This window comes from Micromonospora sp. NPDC005220 (assembly GCF_040607895.1).
Taxonomy (GTDB): Bacteria; Actinomycetota; Actinomycetes; order Mycobacteriales; family Micromonosporaceae; genus Micromonospora.
In genome coordinates, this window is the sequence record NZ_JBEXHP010000035.1 from 1 (window position 1) to 18,196 (window position 18,196).

An 18,196-nucleotide genomic window follows, 5' to 3' on the forward strand; every position below is an offset into this window, starting at 1 on the left:
GCGCTGCCGGTGGGACGCCGCCGTCGGGCGCTGTCGGTGCGTCGCCGCCGTCGGGGGTCGTCGGCGGGGTGCCGCCGCGCGTCCCGTCGGGCCCGGGCAGGACCGCGCGGAACAGCTCGGTGCCGCTGGCCGGTCGACGGGCCACCAGCCACTCCTGCAGGGCCGTCGACGGCTCGGTCGCCATCGCCCGCAGCGCCGCGAAGACCCGCAGGTCCGCCTCCGACACGGCGCACCGCAGGCCGCCGGCCGCGTCGAAGCCGGTCAACACCTCGGTCGTACGCTTCCCGGTCGGCCACGGACCGTTGCGCAGCAGTATCAGCCGCCGTTGGGGCAGGTCCCGATCCAGCCCGGCGAGGGTGCACGCGGCCTTGACCCGGGCGGTGACGGCGATGGCGTTGGGGTGCGCGATGGCTCGGAAGCACCAGTGCGCCTCGTTCTCGGTGGCCTCGTCGAGCACCTCGATCAGCCGCCCGTGCAGCGCCGGTTTGCGCCCGGGCGGCGGATCGTACTTGTAGGTGGCGCCGGTCGGCGCCTGTTCGGCGATCCAGGCGGCCAGGCCGGCGGCGAGCAGTTGCGGCATGTGCTCGTCCTCGCCCGCCGGGTCGACGGCGGCCGACACGTCCGCTGCCTCGACCAGCTCGGCGAACCGTGCGTCCAACTCGTGCAGGCGGCGCTCGTCCGTCGTCGGGTCGCCGGAAGCGGCACGGACGGTGCTCACCGTCGACGTCGATTCGGTGCCGTCGATGAGCCGGTCCAGCTCGACCACCTCGTCGCGGTCCCGGCACCAGGCGATGTGGCGGTCCACCCGGCGGAGCAGGGCGCGGGGCGTCAGGGTGGGGGCGTCAGCGAAGGCGGCGGGGGCGATCGGCCAGGTGGGGTGCGGTGGCCCGAAGTACATACCCGCGTACGCGGCGGCGAGGCGCTTCGCCACGATCGCCCGCCCGATCTCCGGGGTGGGGATCCGGTCCGGCAGGGTCGCCGTACGGAACCGGTCGCCGACCGGGGTGGGCGCGGTGCGGGTCATCAGCACCCAGGTGTCCGGCAGGCACGAGACGACGACCAGGGTGCGGCGGGTGATGTCGCGGAGCTTGAGCAGGCCGTCGGCGATCGGGCCGAGCACCTTGGCCTGGGCGTCCTCCAGCCCCTGATGATGGTTGAGCAGCGAGGTGCTGGTCTGGGCGAACAGCGTGTCGAGCTGGTCCACGGCGATGACCGTCGGGTCCAGGGTCAGGGCCATCAGCCGGGAGATGTCCTGCACGACCTGCTGCGGGGTGCGAATCGCGGCGCTCAACCCCCACGCCGCCCGCGCCGCCGGGTCACCCGGTTCGGAGATCAGGTGGGCGTAACCGACGTCCTGTGCCTCAAAGTCGATCGCGCCGTGCAGGACGAGCGCCCGGGCGGTGTCCTGGGCGTCCCGCCCGACCTCCCGGTCGCGCTCGCGCAGCGCCCAGATGAAGGTGTCGAGCTGCGCGCGGGTCACCGGCCGGGCTCCGGCGACCGCGTCGCGGACCTCCGTCGGCAGGCCCAACTGCGGGGTGAGTCGACGCAGGAAGGTCTTCAACTGGGTGCCCCAGCCGACGTGGGGGCGGCCCATCCCCTCCACCAGGGCCAGCGCCACGCTCTCCCAGAACGTCTTGCCGCTGACCATGTCGACCAGGAAGAAGTAGCCGCCGTCGCGCTGGATCCGTTCGCGGACCGCCCCGAGCAGGTGCGTCTTGCCGGCCCCCGCGCGGCCCTGCATGGCCACCCCGAGCGGCATGCTGGTGTCGTCGGTGCGGGCCCGCGCCACCCCGCGCAGGATCTCCGCGGCCACCTTCTCGTGCAGCTCCGGCACATTGTGCGGGCTGGGTCGCCAGACATCGTCCGGGGTGACCGCCGGGTTGAGGCTCACCGCTTCCAGGGCGGCCCGCTGGTCGTCCGAGATCATGCCGGGCCGATCGCCAGGGCGTGGTTGTCCTCGTTCCCGATGCGGACGGCCGCGGCCCGGTCCCGTGCGGTCAGGGACTTGGTGTTCGCCACCGGGATGATGCGGACGTCCTCCCGGCCGACCATCGCCCGCAACGCCGCGTCCAGGGAAGCCCGGTCGGTGTCGGCGAGCCGGTCCCGGACGTCGGCGAGGCCGACCCAGGCGCCCGGCGCGGTGGCCAGATCGCGGTACGCCGACCGCACCAGCGCCTCCACCGCTGCCGCCGATGCGGGTGCCGTCGCCGGGGTCGCCGTCGGGGCTGCCGTCGCCGGGGTCGCCGCAGTCGGTGCCGGCGCTTGATGCGATGGCTCGCTGACCGCCGGGGCGGTCTCCTCGGTCTGCTTGAAGAAGTCGCCGTGGCTGACCCGGAGCCGGTCCAGCGAACGGTGCAGGTTGGACAGCACGACGAAGAGCGACCGCGTGGTCGAGCCACCCTGCTTGGGCGGCTCGGAGGTGTGCAGCTGACGGGCCACCTGCCAGCCCTCGTCGGTCAGCTCGTGGGCGAACGTCCGGCGGGACTTGTCGGTGTCGACCAGACCGAGGTCGACGAGCTTGCGATTGTCCTTGCCGGTCAGCGTGAAGCCGGCCAGCTCACGCAGCTCGACGTTGGTGAGTCGGCGCGCCTCGACCATCAGCACCACGAGGGCGTTGATCTGGTTCGGCGTCAGGTGGGGGACGTCCGCCGGGCTCGTCATGGTGTCTCATCTCCGTGGGGGTACGTGCCACCCGCGCGCCGCCGGGCCAGCAGTCGACGGATCCCGTCGACCACCGCCGGCGCGTCGGTGAGCACCTGCTCGTTGGTGAAGCGGAGCACGTCCAGCCCGAGGAGTTGCAGCTGCACGTCTCTCCGCCGATCGTTGGCGAAAGCGATTCGCCCACGATGCTCCGGGCCGTCCACCTCGACCGCAAGACCCTCTGCGGGCCAAAACAGATCCAGTCGGTACGCCACGCCCAGGACGTGCCACTCGTAGGTCTGGTTCCACCGCCGGCCCCGCGCCCAGTCGTGCGGCGCGAGCGCGCGCTCCAACGCCTGCTCGGCGGCGCTGTCACCGCGTGGCACGCCCGCGATCGGCGGCCAGGCCAGCACCGTCGACCCGGGTTCGGCGGCGCCGGCCGGAGCCCGTTCGACAGTGCTGACCAGCCCGGCGAATCGGGCCGGCACCTCGATCGGCACCGACCGCACCCGGTCGGCGTGGCGCAGCGGCCTGCCGGCCAACCACACAGTGAAGCCGCCGTGCCGCACCAGCCACTCGGCGGCGGCGACCAGCGTCCGCTCGGCGTCCGCCTCCAGGTCGGGCAGGGCCACGACGAGTACGCAGCTGTCCCGGTCGTACGCCTCGGCGATCACCCGGGCGAGCCCGGCGGCGCGTACCCCGGGGGCGAAGCGGGACCGGCCGGCAAGGCGGCGTGGACCGCGCAGCCCGCGCTCGGCGAGGTCGGCCAGGAACGGGCCGAAGTGTCGGGAGCGGGCGGCGGCACGGGCCGCGAGGGCGCGCACCGCCGCCACGCCGAGCGCGCCTTCGCTGTCGACCTGGTCGGCCCCGGCCAGCCAGCGGGGGAACATCGCGAGGGCGGCGGTGTCCAGTTGGTCGAGCAGGGTGTCCACGAGGTCACCGAGCGGACCCACCAGCGTGGGCCGGTAGTGCACGATCGCGGGCGCGGCCGGTGGTAACGGGTCGAGCGCCACCCGCAGCAGCTCCGGGTCGACGCCCGGCAGGTGGCTCACCCGCCGGGTTGGCGGAGTGGCCCACCAGGCCCTGCTGGCGTCGCCGTTGGCCCGGACGGGGTGCGCCATGGCGGCACCCTACGACACCGGCGGACACGATCGGGCCCCGTCGGTGGCGAGGCGGTGTGCTCGCCGTCAGCGCAGACGGCGAATGTCGCCGTACGCGCGGTAGTAACCACCGCGGCTGGACTCCCGCACCTCGGTCACCAGATAGCGGGCGCCCGGCTCGCGAATCCCCTTGGGGAACTGCACCGACCAGTCGCGCCGGTAGCCGTCGGAGAGCACCTGAACCCGCAACCGCCCGCGATCGTCCAGGCACTGCACGACGACGCCCGCGCCCGCGTCGCTGGTCACCTCGACGATCGTCGGTTGCACCGGCTGGGGCGCCTGCCGTGGGGCCTTGATGTCACGGACCTGCGGCACGTCACCGGCCTGCGCCGCGCGGATCGCCGGCTCGCTGGCGTCGATGCAGGCCAGGTGGCCGCCGGTGGTGACGACGTAGAGCCGGTCGTCGTGGTACTGCATGGAGTACGCCGAGCCGCAGCCGGTGCCGAGCTTCCACAGTCGGGTGCCCTCCGCGTCGAAGCAGTAGATCGAGGACTGGCTGTCGCCGGCGAAGACGTACCGGCCGCCTTCGGCGGTGGCGCAGGAGAAGACCGGGGCGTCGCAGTGGTAGGTGCGTTCGTGTCGACCCGACTTGGACAGCTGCACCACCTCGCGGCTGCCCGTTCCGGCGAACACGCTGCCGTGCTCCTGCCAACCGAAGAGCACCGAACCGGTCCGGGTGTGCCACAGTTCGCCGCCGGTACGCCACTCGTAGCCGGTCACGCCCTGCGAGTGGCCGTGGTAGATGGCGTCGTCGTCGCACCGCACCATCCAGGCCGAACGCCCTCGCCCGGGGCGACGCCACAGGAACTCGTCCTCGTGGTCGACGGCGGTGATCCCGCCGTCGGCGTCGGAGACGCCGAGGACGCCGTCGTGGATGTCCAACCAGTAGATGTCGATCTCCGGGGCGATCGCGTACGCCACCCGGGGCACCTTGCCGGACAGGTCGTAGACGTTGCCGTCGTCGCAGCCTGCGTAGATCCAGGCGTCGTCGGCGACGATGCACTTCACCCCGTCGGGGAGGCGGACCTGGCTGCGCACCTGGGCGTCGTGGTCGAGGGTGGTGATGACACCGTGCTCGTTGCCGACCATGCAGTGCTGCCCGTCGACGAAGATGCCGAAGGCGGGGGCGCCGGAGTCGTAGCGCCAGAGCACCGGGGCGGTGTGGGCGGTGGAGCGGGTGCTCACGATCTGCCGCCGTGACACGGTGCGCTTCTGACGGACGCCGGGGACCGCCGGCGCGTACCCCTTGCGGATCTTCTCCCCGATCTTCTTCGCCGCGGCGGCCCGGGCCCGGGTGTTGTCCGGGTAGGCGCTTGCCTTGACCTGCCCCTGGTCGCCGATCCGGCCGTAGCGCACCGTCAGCGTGGCGTTGTCGACGATGACCTCGTAGAACTTGTGCGCACCGTCCACTTCGGACAGTTCGAGGTAGGTCGTCTCCTGGGACATGGGGGGCCTCCGAGGGTCAGCGAGCGGCGCGATCCGGCCGGCGCGGCGACAGTGACCACACGTTAACGGCGACCTCCGACAGAACCGGCGTCCGGCCAACCCAGCGCGTGTGCAGGCTGGTGGCCGCGTGCGGCGGGCAGGCAGGTGCGCGGTGGGTGCCGGGCGCACCCACCGCGCACGTCTCAACCTGGGCGATGTCAGCCCGAGGTGCAGGAGCGGATCTGTGGGCGTGCGCTGCTGTTGCCGTTGGTCATCGTGGTGAAGCCGAAGGTGTTGCCGCTGCCGTTGGACCGCACGGTCATGACGGTGCCGCTGCTGTCCCAGGTGGCGGTGCCGTTCCAGATGGTGGAGACCCGCTGCGGCGAGGTGATGGCCACGACCACCGTCCACGTGCTGGCGCCGCTGACCGTCACCGACGTGTTGTACCTGTCGCCCCAGACGTTTGTGGTGGAGGCGGTCGCGGTGCAGGTGCCCCCGGCGGGCGGCGGGGTGGTGGTGGGCGGCGGGGTCGTGCCGTCCGGCGCGACCGCGCGGCCGGTGGACGACGAGATCATGCCGGGACACAGGTTGCGGCTGGTCAGGTTGGCCATGATCTGGGGGATGGCGTCGCGGGTGTTCTGGATCCCGTCGTGCATCAGGATGACCTGACCGGCCTGGAGCCGGCTCGCGTTGGCCACGATCTGGCTGACGCTGGCGCCGTTCCAGTCCTGGGAGTCCACGTCCCAGATGATCTGGCGCATGCCGAGTGACGACGCGACGGACTGGAGGGTGGAGTTGGTCTCGCCGTAGGGCGGCCGGAACAGCGTCGGTCGGCTGCCGGTCGCCGACTGGATCGCCGAGCTGGTCTGGGAGAGGTCCGACTGCATCTGGGCCTGGGACATCGAGGTCATGTGGGCGTGGTTCCAACTGTGGTTGCCGACCCACATGCCGGCAGCCACCTGGGCCTGCGCGGCCGACCTGTTGTTCTGGACGTTCTGCCCGACGTTGAACATGGTGGCCCGGACGCCGTTGGCGCGCAGCACGTTCAGCAGCGCACTGGTGCTGCCGGTCGGGCCGTCGTCGAAGGTGAGGCCGACGTAGCCGTTGCAGGTGGCGGCGCTCGACGGGGTCGAGGTGGCCGTGAGGACGACGCCGCACATGGCGACGGCGGTGGCGAGGACGGCGAGCGCCGCGCGCAGCCGCCTCGACCACAGGCCCGTGCGGGGGAAGAGTCTGCTCATCTGGTGCCCCTTCTCGCAGACCCGGACGGCGGACGGCGCAGTCCGGACAGGTGGTGGTGGGTAGGTCGCGGCATGCCGTCGCATAGACCTCAGTGGATCGGAGTATTACAGCGAGAATTCGAACACGTCAACAAGTTCCGGAACCGCTCCGGAACAGCGCAGGGTGGCGTCCGGGGCGGAAACCTGTCCTGGCCAGTCGGGTCTTCGCCGGAGTTGATCTGCGGCGGGATCTGTCCCTGCCGTTCGCGGCCTCGGTGTTCAACATGATCCGGAAATTCATCGGAAGTATCGCGGGCGGTCACCGGGTCACCGGCGGCCGAGGTCGACGGATTAGTAAAGGTTGTGAACAGAAGATGTTACAGTCACTCCGGTCGATCTCCGGCTCGGGTTTCGGCCAGTGAGGTTCCAGGAAGGAGTGATCACATGACGAGACTGCGCGCGCTGGTCGCGCTGGCGGCACTGATCGTCGCCGGTGGACTGGTAGCGGTCATCCCGGCCACCGCCGCGTCGGCGGCGGCCTGTTCAGCATCGTGGCAGGCATCGGCCGTCTACTGGGGAGACGCCCAGGTCTCCCACAACGGCCGCAACTACCGGGCGAAGTGGTGGACCCAGAACGAGGCGCCACCGGGCACGACCGGCGTCTGGGAGGACCTCGGCGCATGCGGAGGGGCCACCACGCCGCCCACCGGCGGGACCTGCTCCTACCCGAACTGGACCGCCGGCACCTGGTACGCCGCCGGGGCGATCGTGCGGTACACCAACGGTCTCTACTACATCGCCGAGCACGACAATCCCGGGTACGACCCCATCGTCAGCACCTGGTACTGGGAGCCCTACACCTGCGGCGGCCAGCCACCCACCACCCCGCCGCCCACCAACCCGGGCGGCTTCGTGGTCACCGAAGCCCAGTTCAACCAGATGTTCCCGGGTCGCAACTCGTTCTACACGTACTCCGGACTCGTCGCCGCGCTCAGCGCCTACCCGGCGTTCGCGCGCAGCGGCAGCGACACGGTCCAGCGCCAGGAGGCCGCCGCCTTCCTGGCGAACGTGTACCACGAGACCGGCGGGCTGGTGTACATCGTCGAGCAGAACACCGCCAACTACCCGCACTACTGCGACAGCGGTCAGCCGTACGGCTGCCCCGCCGGGCAGGCCGCCTACTACGGGCGGGGGCCGATCCAGCTCAGTTGGAACTTCAACTACAACGCCGCTGGTAACGCCCTCAATCTGCCGCTGCTGACCAACCCGTGGCTGGTGCAGACCGACGCCGCGGTGGCCTGGAAGACCGGTATCTGGTACTGGATGACCCAGAACGGGCCGGGCACCATGACCGCCCACAATGCCATGGTCAACGGCGCCGGGTTCGGTCAGACGATCCGCAGCATCAACGGCTCGATCGAGTGCAACGGCGGAAACCCCGCCCAGGTGCAGAGTCGGGTCACCAGGTACCAGCAGTTCGTCGGCATCCTCGGCGTGTCCGCCGGAGCCAACCTGTACTGCTGATCCGTGGCCGGGCCTCGGCGTTCGTCGCCGGACGGAGTCGAGGCCCGGCACATCGGCCGCCGCTCCCGGAGGGGGCGGCGGCCGTTTCCGCGCGATCAACCCGTTGACACGGCCGTGTCGCGCCCGGAACTATCAGCGACAGTCCACCGCCCCGATCCTCGTTGTTCACGAACTCCAATGACAACGATGTCAGGGCCCGGCCCAGCTCCACTCTGCCCAGACGTTCGACGTACTCGACCGGTTCGAGGCGAAAGGCTCCGTCCCCCATGTCGCATACCCCCCTCGCGCGTCCCCTCACTCCCCGCCTGATCGCGGCGACGACAGCCGCCCTGCTACCGCTGGGCCTGCTCGTCGCCGCGCCAGTGGCGAGCGCCGCCCCCACCCCGGCAACGCCCGGCAACTTCACCTCCTCGTTCGAGCCCGCCGACCCGCAACCGGCCACCAGCACGGTGGAGGTCGGCCCGAACGGCAAGCCGGTCCAGGCCAATCTGAGCGGCACTGTCGCCACCCTGCCCGGTAGCCTGCTCGGGCAGGTCGACGCCGTGACCGCGAGCGGCGAGAACACACCGCGAGAGATCGCCGCGAACCTCACTGACGACGATCCGTCGACCAAGTGGCTGGTGTTCGCGTCCACCGGCTGGGTGACCTACCAGCTCGCCAAGCCGGCGACCGTGGTGCGCTACTCGCTGACCGCTGCCAACGACGCACCGACCCGCGACCCCCGGGACTTCGTCGTGCAGGGATCGAACGACGGCAGCACCTGGACCGACCTGGACAAGCGCGCCGACGAGAAGTTCAGCGGGCGCTTCGCCACCAAGATCTACAACTTCGCCAACACGACCGCCTACGGCTTCTACCGGCTCAACGTCACAGCGAACTCCGGTGACTCGCTCGTACAGCTGGCCGACTGGAACATCAGCGACGGCTCAAACGTCCGACCACCGGCCACCCCGATGGTCAGCGAGGCGACCGCCGGTCCGAACGGCGGCTACACCACGAAGCCGGACGTCGGGTTCACCGGACTTGCCGCGCTGCGCTACTCCGGCGGCGCCGAGGGCAACGGCCGGTCGTACGCGACCAACAAGCTGTTCGACGTCACCATCCCGGTCGGGCCGAAGACCCGACTGTCGTACAAGATCTTTCCCGAGTTCACCAACGGTGACGGCCGGTACCCGTCCACCTACGCCGCCGTCGACCTGCACTTCACCGACGGCAGCTACCTGAGTGGTCGCTCGCCCACCGACCAGCACGGCTACCCGCTCACCGGCGCCGGTCAGGGCGCCTCGAAGGTGCTCTTCGCCGACCAGTGGAACCTGGTGCAGGCCGACCTCGGCACCGTCGCGCGCGGCAAGACGATCGACCGCATCCTGCTCGCGTACGACAATCCGCAGGCCACCGGAGAGACCCGGTTCCAGGGTTGGCTCGACGACATCGAGCTGACGGCCACGCCGGCGACGATCGACGGCTCGAAGCTGACCAACTACGTCGACACCCGACGGGGCACCAACTCGACGGGCGGCTTCTCGCGCGGCAACAACCTGCCGATCACCGCCGTGCCGAACGGGTTCAACTTCTTCACCCCGGTGACCGACGCGACCTCCAACTCGTGGGAGTACGAGTACCACCGGGTCAACAACGCTGCCAACCTGCCGATGCTGCAGGGCCTCGCGATCTCCCATGAGCCGAGCCCCTGGATGGGTGACCGCAACCAGATGTCGGTGATGCCGGTCGTCGGTGGCGGGCCGCTCACCGGCCAGCCCGCCAGCCGCGCGGTCGCCTTCAGCCACGACGACGAGACGGCACAGCCGGACCGCTACCGGGTCACGCTCCAGAACGGCCTGGTCGCGGAGGTGTCGCCCACCGACCACGCCGGGATCATGCGGTTCACCTTCCCCACCGGGCAGCCGACCGGAAGCCTCGTCTTCCACAACGGCACGTTCACCATCGGTACGGACGGCACGTTCACCGGGTGGGTCGACAACGGAAGCGGGCTGTCCGCCGGTCGGAGCCGGATGTTCGTCGCCGGCGCGTTCGACCGGGCGCCGACGGCGTCCGCCGCGACCTCGGCCACCTTCGACATCTCCGCGTCGCGGGAGGTGACGATGCGTCTCGCGACGTCGTTCCTCTCCGTCGACCAGGCGCGCCGCAACCTCGATCTGGAGGTCACCGGTAAGAGCTTCGACCAGATCCACGCCGCCGCGACGGCCGCGTGGAAGGACCGGCTCGGCCGGGTCGAGGTGCGCGGCGCCACCGAGGCGCAGCTGGTCACCATGTACTCCAACCTGTACCGGCTGAACCTCTACCCGAACTCGCAGTCGGAGAACACCGGCACCGCCGCCGCGCCGCGCTGGCAGTACGCCAGCCCGGTCTCGGCGCCGGCCGGCGCGTCGACAGCCACCCAGACCGGCGCGAAGATCGTCGACGGGCAGATCTACGTCAACAACGGCTTCTGGGACACCTACCGCACCGTCTGGCCCGCCTACGCGCTGCTCTACCCGGACGTCGCCGCCAAGATCTCCGACGGGTTCGTCCAGCACTACCGCGACGGCGGCTGGATCGCCCGCTGGTCGTCCCCCGGCTACGCCGACCTGATGACCGGCACCAGCGCGAACGTGGCGCTGGCCCAGGCGTACCTCACCGGGGTCGAGCTGCCCGACCCGCTCGCGGCGTACGACGCGGCCGTCAAGGACGCGACCGTCGCGTCCGGGCGCAGCGCGGTCGGGCGCAAGGGCATCGAAAGCTCCCTGTTCCTCGGCTACACGCCGACGTCCACGGGGGAGTCGGTGTCCTGGGCGCTGGAGGGCTACATCAACGACTACGGCATCGGCAACATGGGCGCGGCGCTCGCCAAGGACCCGGCCACGCCGAAGTCGGAGCGCGCCCGGCTCAAGGAAGAGTCGCGGTACTTCCTGGAGCGGGCCCGCAACTACGTCCACCTCTTCGACCCGAAGACGAAGCTCTTCCAGGGCCGCGACGCCGCCGGCACCTTCCTCGCCGGTGACCCGCTGGACTGGGGTGGCGTCTACACCGAGACCAACGGGTGGAACTTCGCCTTCACCGCCCAGCAGGACGGCCAGGGCCTGGCCAACCTGTACGGCGGGCAGAAGGCGCTGCGGGACAAGCTCGACGCCTTCTTCAGCACCCCGGAGAACGCCGACCGCCCCGGTGGATACGGCGGTGTCATCCACGAGATGCTCGAAGCGCGCGCGGTCCGGATGGGTCAGCTCGGCATGAGCAACCAGCCGTCGCACCACATCCCGTACATGTACAACGTCGCCGGCGCACCCGCCAAGACCCAGGAGACGGTACGGGAGATCCTGCGACGCCTCTACGTCGGCAGTGAGATCGGCCAGGGCTACCTGGGCGACGAGGACAACGGCGAGATGTCGTCCTGGTACATCCTCAGCTCGCTGGGCATCTACCCGTTGCAGGCCGGGTCGTCCGAGTGGGCGATCGGCTCGCCGCAGTTCACCAGGATGACCGTGCGGCGCAGCAGCGGCGACATCGTCGTCAACGCGCCGAACAACAGCAACGAGAACGTCTACGTGCAGGACGTGACGGTCAACGGCAAGAAGCAGCGGAGTCTGTCGTTGGACGTGGCGGCGCTGGCCAAGGGCGGCACCATCGACTTCCAGATGGGCGCCAAGCCGTCGTCGTGGGGCAGCGGCAAGAACGACGCGCCGCCGTCGCTGACCAAGGGTGACCAGGCGCCGAAGCCGTTGCAGGACGTCACCGGCCCCGGTCTGGGCAGCGCGACAGCGACCGGTGGTCAGGACGCGGCGAAGCTGTTCGACGACTCGTCGACCACGCAGCTGACCTTCGCCTCGGCGACCCCGCAGATCACCTGGGCCTTCCGTGGTGGCAAGCAGAAGCCGACCTACTACACGGTGACGTCCGGCGCCGGCGCGGGCGATCCGGCGGACTGGCGCCTCCAGGGCTCCAACGACGGCCTCACCTGGACCACAGTGGACTCCCGCACCGGCCAGGTCTTCCCGTGGCGCAACCAGACCCGCCCGTACTCGATCGACAAGCCGGGGCGGTTCGCGCAGTTCCGCCTCGCCGTGACGAAGACCGTCGGCGCCGCGCAGACCAACCTCGCCGAGGTCGAGCTGCTCGCCGGGGGTGACCTCGACCTCGGTGGCGGCGACATCACTGTCACCGCCGCCGACGGCGTGCACGCGACGTCCGGCGTCCCCGTCTCGGTGCCGCTGGCCACCGTCACCGGCGGCGACGCCGGCGGCTACCAGGCCACGATCGACTGGGGTGACGGCACGCCGGTCACCGCGGGCACCGTGACGGTGAGCTCGCGGGCCGTCTACCGCATCGATGGGTCGCACACCTACGCCACACCGGGCTACCACCAGGCGAACGTCACGGTGACCGACGGCGAAAGCCAGAGCTCCGCGACGGTCGGCGTCGATGTGGCGTACGCCCCGACCTCCGGTCTCACCGCCGCGTTCGACAGCGTCTGCGTCGGTGACGAAGGGGCCCTCGCGGCAGACTGTGACGCCAAGTCGTGGGCGTACTCGCGGGCCGCCCTGGCGGCGGGCGGTGTCACCCAGGGCCAGTCGCAGCAGGTTCCCGGGACCGGGCTGCGGTTCACCCTGCCGGTGATCCCGGCCGGGCAGCCGGACAACGCCACCGGCAACGGGGCGACTGTCGTTCTCGACCTCCCGGAGGACGCGAAGAGCATCTCGTTCATCGGCGCCGGAACGCAGGGCAACCAGAGCACCACCGGCACGGCGACGTTCAGTGACGGCAGCACGGCCAGCATCCCGATCCAGTTCAGCGACTGGACGCTGGGCGGCAACGCCAACGGCACCCCGTCCTACGGCAACGTCATCGTCGCCAGGACGGCGTACCGGTTGCAGGGCACCAGCCGGGACGGCGCCCAGCCGTTCCTGTTCGCCACCGCCCCGTACCAGATCCCGGCGGGTAAGACGCTGGTGTCGGTGACCCTGCCCACGCAGACCGGCGACCCCCGCTCGGCGGGCCGGATCCACGTGTTCGCCGTGGCCAACGACGGCACGCCCGCCCCGGCGCTGGCGACCGTCGCCCCGAAGGATCAGACGGCCACCGCCGGGCAGGCCCTCGCGGCGAACCTCGGCACCGTGACCGGCGGCGTTCCCGGTACGACGGGCTACCGGGCCCGGGTCCAGTGGGGTGACGGCACGGTGCCGGACGACGTGACGATCGGCGCGTCCGGCGCGATGAGCGGCCAGCACACCTACCCGCGGGAGGGCACCTACACGGTGCGCGTCACCGCGTGGGACACCCTGTCGAGCAGCACGGAGTCCTTCACGGTGACCGTGGCCCGGGGCGGATCGCAGCCGGCGATCGCGCTGTCCGCGTCCGGCACCGTCAGCTCCGGTGGCGCGATCACCGTCGACGGCAGCGGCTTCGCCGCCGGCGAGCAGGTGACCGTCAGCGTCGGCACCGACCCGGGCCGGACCATGAAGGTCGCGGCCTCCGCGACGGGAACGGTTCGCGCCTCGGTGCCGACCTCCGGCGACGCGCAACCCGGCCGGTACGCCGTCACCGCGACGGGCGCGTCCTCGCGTACGCCGGCCACGGCCACCGTCGAGGTGACCGGGGAACCGCAGGCGCGGACCTACCAGCCACGGGTGGCGCTGCTGACCACAGCGGGGCCGCGCGGTACGTCGATCATGATCGACGGTTCCGGGTTCGCACCGAACGAGGCGGTCACCATCGCCTTCGGGACCGGTTTCGCGGTCAGCACCGTGCGCGCGAACGGTGACGGCGTCATCTCCGGCGCGACGGTCAGCGTCCCGGGTGCCGCGAAGGCGGGCGCGACCAGCGTCACGCTGAACGGCGCCACGTCGGCGACGACGGTGTCCCGACCGTTCACCGTCACCGGCTAGCACCGAGCCGGGAACAGCGCTGCCGGGTGGGGCGGGTCGTGATCACGACCCGCCCCACGCGCTTGTCGCGCGAACCACCGTTCGCGTCGTCCGCCATGGCCTACCGTCGACGCGACCTCAGCCTGCTCGCGGCGCACCGAGTCGAAGCTGCCAGCGCGTGCCCTGGCTGGTGAGCCGGACGATCGCCAACGGCTCCACGTCCACCTGCCGGTACGTCGCCAGCGGCAGACCGAGAGCGTGCACCACGGCTACCCGGATCACCAGTGGGTGGGTGACAGCGATGACGCGTCCACCGGCTCGGTGCTGCGCGTCCAGCCAGCGTCCGACCCGATCCCGCACCGCCGTGACGGATTCACCGCCGTGCGGCGCGCAGTCCGGTGCGGACAGCCAGTCGTGCAGCGCCTGCGGCTGCGTGCCGGCGATCTCGTCAAGCGACCGTCCGGACCAGTCGCCGTAGTCGCAGTCGGCCAACGCCGCCTCGATCGTCGGCAGCAGGCCGAAGGCGTCGGCGGTCTGTCGGGCCGCTGCCGCCGGGCTGGACAGGCAGGTGTCGTTCCCGCCAAAGGGCCCACGCCGGTCGGGACCCGCGTCGGCCTGGGCGAGGGCGGCGCGTAGGCCACCCTCGTCCAAGCCGTCGTCCGTCCCGCCGAAGTGGGCCCGGCGCAGCGCGGCGGTGTGACCGTGGGCGACCAGCCGGAGGCTGGCGCCGGTCACGTGCTCGGCAGTGCGGTGCCGGCCCGGCGACGCCGCTCCTGGTGCATCAGTGCCGCGAACAGCAGACCGATGCCGGTCCAGAGCACGACCTGGGTGCCGAGCGAGGCCAGTCGGAAATTCCACAGCAGGGTAGCGGGGAAGTCCGCCGGAACCTCCTGGAAGGACGGCATCACCACGTACGACACTGCCGTGACCAGCAGGAATCCGCCCAAGGCCGCGGTGGCGCGCAGCCACGGCGGGGCCTGGGCGCCGACCGACCGGTAGCCCAGCGAGCCGGCCCACACGGCCACCAGCCCGAGCACCACCATCAACAGGTAGGTGACGGTCCGTTGATTGATGGTGGCCGGGTCGCCGACCGCCGGCGGGTTCGCCGGGTACTTGAGGAACGGCACGATCACCGCGCCGAGCAGCGCCGCGCCGGCCAGCAGCAGGCCCGAGCGCCCGTCGTCGTCACCGCGCCGCCGACGGGCCAGCAGGACGTACGCGGTGGCCAGCAGGCCACCCATCGCGGCCCCGAACAGGCCGGTGGCCAGGAACAGGCCGCCGCGCTGACCCGTCCGGGAGACCAGGGCGTCCTCGTGATCGTGCGCACCAGCGGCGGTCTCGGCGTGCGTCGCCGCCTCCTCGATCGCGATGGCCGCTTCGACCTGCGGCTCGCCAGCGACGTACGCGAACGCCCCGGCGAGCAGGCCGGCGAGCAGCCCGGCGAGCAGCCCGCGAACGAGGACGGCGACGAACGGGGGAGCGGTGCCGCTGTTCAGTGGCACGGGACGCCCAGCAGGTGCCTGCCGTCGTGCATCAGCTCGTGCAGGTACATTCCGCTGCGCGACACCGCCCCCTGGTCGAAAGCGACGAGGTACGTCAGCAGGGCGAGCGCGACAACGGTGGCCAGGGCAGTCCACAGCAGACGTACGCTGCCAACGGGGTGCACCACCGGCTGGCTGGAAGCGGAGCTGGACATGAATACACGAACCTCCCCAGGGATGACGCGTCCCCATCGCAAGGCTGCGGACGACCGAGCGTCCTGGCTCGCGGCCCCCACCTGAGGTGGGGAAACCGCTCACAGTGGCGCGACCGCGCCGGATTCACACCGGCTTCCCTCGCGTCGCCGCAGATAGTGGGTCGACCGTATCGGTGCCACCTCAGGCGGTCAACCCGGAGCCCGCGCCCCGAATGCGCCTTGCCGCCGGTGGGTCAGTGCGACGGTCCGGCGGTGGGGGCTGGTGGATTCGTCAGACCAAAGGCTGACTCTGGCGGAAGCCGGGTATGACGCACGTTCCGCGACTCGGGAACAGCCTGTTACCGCTAACATGGTCAATCTGCCGGATCGGCTCCATGACTTCGGGCCGACCCGGAGAGATTCGACCAGTGGCTGGGCGGGGTGTGGGGTGGACGTGAACGCGCCAGGACGGGTCCGGTGACGACCGGCGAGGCTGCCCGACGACCGGGCATCGTCGACGCGCATCACCACCTCTGGGTCCGCGCACGACACCCGCAGCCCTGGATCGACCCAGACACCACGGCCGCGATCGACGACGACTTCACGCCTGTCGAACTCGCCCCGGCGGCCCGAGCCGCCGGGGTCACCCAGACCGTGGTCGTGCAGTCCGTCGCCGTCCGGTCGGAGACGCCCGAATTGCTCGGCATCGCCGCCGACGACCCGCTCATCGCCGGGGTCGTCGGCTGGGTCGACCTCACCGCCGCCGATGTCGGCCGTCGCCTCGACCGACTACGCAGCGGGCGGGGCGGCGAGCGACTGGTCGGGATCCGTCACCTCGTCCAGTCCGAGCCCGACCCGGCCTATCTCGACCGCCCCGAAGTGCGGCGGGGCATCGCCGCGGTCGGCGCCGCCGGACTCGCCTTCGACCTCCTGGTGCGCCATCGTCAGTTGCCGGCGGCCACCAGGCTCGTCCGCGACCTGCCGCAGGTGCGGTTCGTCCTCGACCACCTCGGCAAGCCTCCGCTCGGTCGACCCGAGTTCGGTGACTGGCGCCGCGACGTACGGGCGCTGGCGGCCGAGCCCAACACGACGGCGAAGCTCTCCGGCCTGGTGACCGAGGTGGACGGTGGGCCGTGGACGACGGCCGACCTGCGGCCCGCCGTCGAGCACGCCCTGGACGTGTTCGGGCCGGATCGGCTGATGTTCGGCTCGGACTGGCCGGTGTGTCTGCTCGCCACCTCGTACGCCCGCTGGGTCACGGTCCTCGGCGACCTGCTGGACCCGCTCTCCGAGGACGAGCGGGCGGCGGTCTGGCGCCAGACCGCCGGTCGGGTGTACCGGCTGACCCCGTCCTGACGCGGCAGTGGCTTCCTGACTGAACACATAGCGTGTTATCGATAACATGCTAACGGCAGCAGTCGATCCGGGTTTGGTCCGATGTATGCCGGCGGCGGGGCAGGTAACGATGACAAAACATGGCCGCAAGACCTTGGCAACATACGTGAATGCGTGGCAAGGTAACGCCTGATCGTGGGAAACATCCGACCTATCTCCGAGGATGGTGCGGGTACCTGACCGCACCGCCAGCCGAGCGAGGTCGGTCGCTCACAGGCGTTCCGGGTCGTCGGCGGGGTCCCCGTCGGGAGCCGGCGCCCCGCATGGGGAGGTCAGGTCCGACGATGAGTAGCGCCGAGGCAACCGCCGGCACGCAGCGCGGCGAACTCAGCGACTGGTTCCGGGAACGGATCTCCCACGCCGTCTCCGAGTTCACCGCCGCGACCGCGTTGGTCGTCCTGTTCATCGCCCTGACCTTCGCGAGTCCCTACTTCCTGACAGCGGACAACCTCTTCAACATCGGGGCCCAGACGGCGGTGATCGCCATCATCGCCACCGCCCAGACGATGGTGATCATCACGAAGGGCATCGACCTGTCCGTGGGGTCGGTCGCCGCACTCGCCGGCGTGTTGGGCGCGATGGTCGTGCGGGACCTCGGCTTTCCACTGTGGGCGGCCACGGCGGTCGCGATCGGCGTCGGCGCGCTGGCCGGTCTGTTGAACGGGCTGCTGGTGACGGTGGCCCGGATTCCGCCGTTCATCGCGACGTTGGGGACGATGTCCGTGGGCCGCGGCCTCGTCTTCATCATCACCGGCGCGGTCGGCGTCTACGGCCTGCCCCGATCCTTCCAACTGCTCGGCAACGGAGAGATCATCGGCATTCCGTTCGCCGTGGTGATCACCGTCCTGGTCGCCGTCGGGGTCGCCTTCCTGCTCTCCCAGACCCGCTTTGGTCAGTACACCTACGCGATGGGCTCCAATCTGGAGGCGGCCCGCCGCTCCGGCATCCGGGTGGGGCGGCACCTGACCGGGGTGTACGTGCTGGCCGGAGTGCTGGTCGGGCTGGGCGGCATGATCGCCGCGTCCCGGGTCAACTCCGGCCAACCCAACTACGGCATCTCGCTGGAGCTCGACGTCATCGCCGCCGCGGTCATCGGCGGGGCCAGCCTGTTCGGCGGGCAGGGCCGGATCGTCGGGACCATCATCGGCGCGTTCCTCATCGCCCTGGTACGCAACGGCGCCGTCCTGCTCGACATCAGCATCCACTACCAGCAGGTGATTGTCGGCCTGATCATCTGGGCCGCCGTCTACTTCGACCAGTACCGCCGCCGGCGGCTGGAATCACGGGGTTGACATG

General features: G+C 71.0%; 11 protein-coding genes, 1 pseudogene and 1 riboswitch. Of the genes and pseudogenes, 4 read left to right on the top strand and 8 right to left on the bottom strand.

The window, feature by feature from the left end:
* The 5 genes and pseudogenes from ABZU52_RS15725 to ABZU52_RS15745 all read right to left on the bottom strand — a co-directional run.
* Nucleotides 1-1,927 (bottom strand): annotated as a pseudogene (locus ABZU52_RS15725) (AAA family ATPase); the annotation flags it as partial.
* Nucleotides 1,924-2,661, bottom strand: a complete 738-nt coding sequence (locus tag ABZU52_RS15730; protein WP_354971749.1) for a hypothetical protein — start codon at nt 2,659-2,661, stop codon at nt 1,924-1,926. The pseudogene ABZU52_RS15725 and the gene ABZU52_RS15730, both read right to left, overlap by 4 nt.
* Complete coding sequence (locus ABZU52_RS15735) at nt 2,658-3,761, bottom strand: DUF559 domain-containing protein (RefSeq protein ID WP_354971750.1); 1,104 nt, start codon at nt 3,759-3,761, stop codon at nt 2,658-2,660. Before ABZU52_RS15735 ends, ABZU52_RS15730 begins: the two co-directional genes overlap by 4 nt.
* Before the next feature lie 66 nt (nt 3,762-3,827).
* On the bottom strand, nt 3,828-5,246 hold the full coding sequence (locus ABZU52_RS15740) for a PQQ-binding-like beta-propeller repeat protein (protein ID WP_354971751.1): 1,419 nt from the start codon (nt 5,244-5,246) through the stop codon (nt 3,828-3,830).
* Nucleotides 5,247-5,443: 197 nt separating this feature from the next.
* Nucleotides 5,444-6,466: a polysaccharide deacetylase family protein gene (locus ABZU52_RS15745; RefSeq protein ID WP_354971752.1), complete on the bottom strand. Its 1,023-nt coding sequence runs from the start codon at nt 6,464-6,466 to the stop codon at nt 5,444-5,446.
* A 423-nt stretch (nt 6,467-6,889) separates the two neighbouring features.
* On the opposite strand from ABZU52_RS15745, the gene ABZU52_RS15750 reads away from it, so the two are divergent.
* Both ABZU52_RS15750 and ABZU52_RS15755 read left to right on the top strand, forming a co-directional pair.
* On the top strand, nt 6,890-7,969 hold the full coding sequence (locus tag ABZU52_RS15750) for a glycoside hydrolase family 19 protein (protein ID WP_354971753.1): 1,080 nt from the start codon (nt 6,890-6,892) through the stop codon (nt 7,967-7,969).
* Nucleotides 7,970-8,235: 266 nt separating this feature from the next.
* Nucleotides 8,236-13,851, top strand: a complete 5,616-nt coding sequence (locus ABZU52_RS15755; RefSeq protein ID WP_354971754.1) for a GH92 family glycosyl hydrolase — start codon at nt 8,236-8,238, stop codon at nt 13,849-13,851.
* Nucleotides 13,852-13,968: 117 nt separating this feature from the next.
* Here ABZU52_RS15755 and ABZU52_RS15760 read toward each other — a convergent pair whose 3' ends face one another.
* From ABZU52_RS15760 to ABZU52_RS15770, 3 genes are read right to left on the bottom strand one after another with little or no spacing between them, the layout of a single operon-like run.
* A complete protein-coding gene (locus ABZU52_RS15760) occupies nt 13,969-14,565 on the bottom strand; it encodes a histidine phosphatase family protein (RefSeq protein WP_354971755.1) in 597 nt (198 codons plus the stop codon).
* The gene (locus ABZU52_RS15765) at nt 14,562-15,332 is read right to left on the bottom strand and encodes a CbtA family protein (RefSeq protein WP_354971756.1); all 771 of its coding nucleotides are present in this window, start codon (nt 15,330-15,332) and stop codon (nt 14,562-14,564) included. Before ABZU52_RS15765 ends, ABZU52_RS15760 begins: the two co-directional genes overlap by 4 nt.
* A complete protein-coding gene (locus ABZU52_RS15770; protein ID WP_354971757.1) occupies nt 15,323-15,526 on the bottom strand; it encodes a CbtB domain-containing protein in 204 nt (67 codons plus the stop codon). The genes ABZU52_RS15765 and ABZU52_RS15770 overlap by 10 nt, the downstream gene beginning before the upstream one ends.
* Nucleotides 15,527-15,584: 58 nt before the next feature.
* A riboswitch (cobalamin riboswitch) is annotated at nt 15,585-15,664 on the bottom strand.
* Nucleotides 15,665-15,982: 318 nt separating this feature from the next.
* Between ABZU52_RS15770 and ABZU52_RS15775 the strand changes: the two genes are divergently transcribed.
* Nucleotides 15,983-16,861 carry an amidohydrolase family protein gene (locus tag ABZU52_RS15775; RefSeq protein WP_354971758.1) on the top strand — a complete coding sequence of 293 codons (879 nt, stop codon included), beginning with the start codon at nt 15,983-15,985 and terminating at the stop codon, nt 16,859-16,861.
* A 323-nt stretch (nt 16,862-17,184) separates the two neighbouring features.
* Nucleotides 17,185-18,192, top strand: coding sequence for an ABC transporter permease (locus tag ABZU52_RS15780; RefSeq protein ID WP_354971759.1), 1,008 nt, complete (start codon nt 17,185-17,187; stop codon nt 18,190-18,192).
* The last annotated feature ends 4 nt before the right edge of the window (nt 18,193-18,196 follow it).

Bases quoted from the DNA above. Each gene is read 5' to 3' on its own strand.
- ABZU52_RS15730 (WP_354971749.1), bottom strand. From the start codon at position 2,661: ATGACGAGCCCGGCGGACGTCCCCCACCTGACGCCGAACCAGATCAAC.
- ABZU52_RS15735 (WP_354971750.1), bottom strand. From the start codon at position 3,761: ATGGCGCACCCCGTCCGGGCCAACGGCGACGCCAGCAGGGCCTGGTGG.
- ABZU52_RS15740 (WP_354971751.1), bottom strand. From the start codon at position 5,246: ATGTCCCAGGAGACGACCTACCTCGAACTGTCCGAAGTGGACGGTGCG.
- ABZU52_RS15745 (WP_354971752.1), bottom strand. From the start codon at position 6,466: ATGAGCAGACTCTTCCCCCGCACGGGCCTGTGGTCGAGGCGGCTGCGC.
- ABZU52_RS15750 (WP_354971753.1), top strand. From the start codon at position 6,890: ATGACGAGACTGCGCGCGCTGGTCGCGCTGGCGGCACTGATCGTCGCC.
- ABZU52_RS15755 (WP_354971754.1), top strand. From the start codon at position 8,236: ATGTCGCATACCCCCCTCGCGCGTCCCCTCACTCCCCGCCTGATCGCG.
- ABZU52_RS15770 (WP_354971757.1), bottom strand. From the start codon at position 15,526: ATGTCCAGCTCCGCTTCCAGCCAGCCGGTGGTGCACCCCGTTGGCAGC.
- ABZU52_RS15780 (WP_354971759.1), top strand. From the start codon at position 17,185: ATGAGTAGCGCCGAGGCAACCGCCGGCACGCAGCGCGGCGAACTCAGC.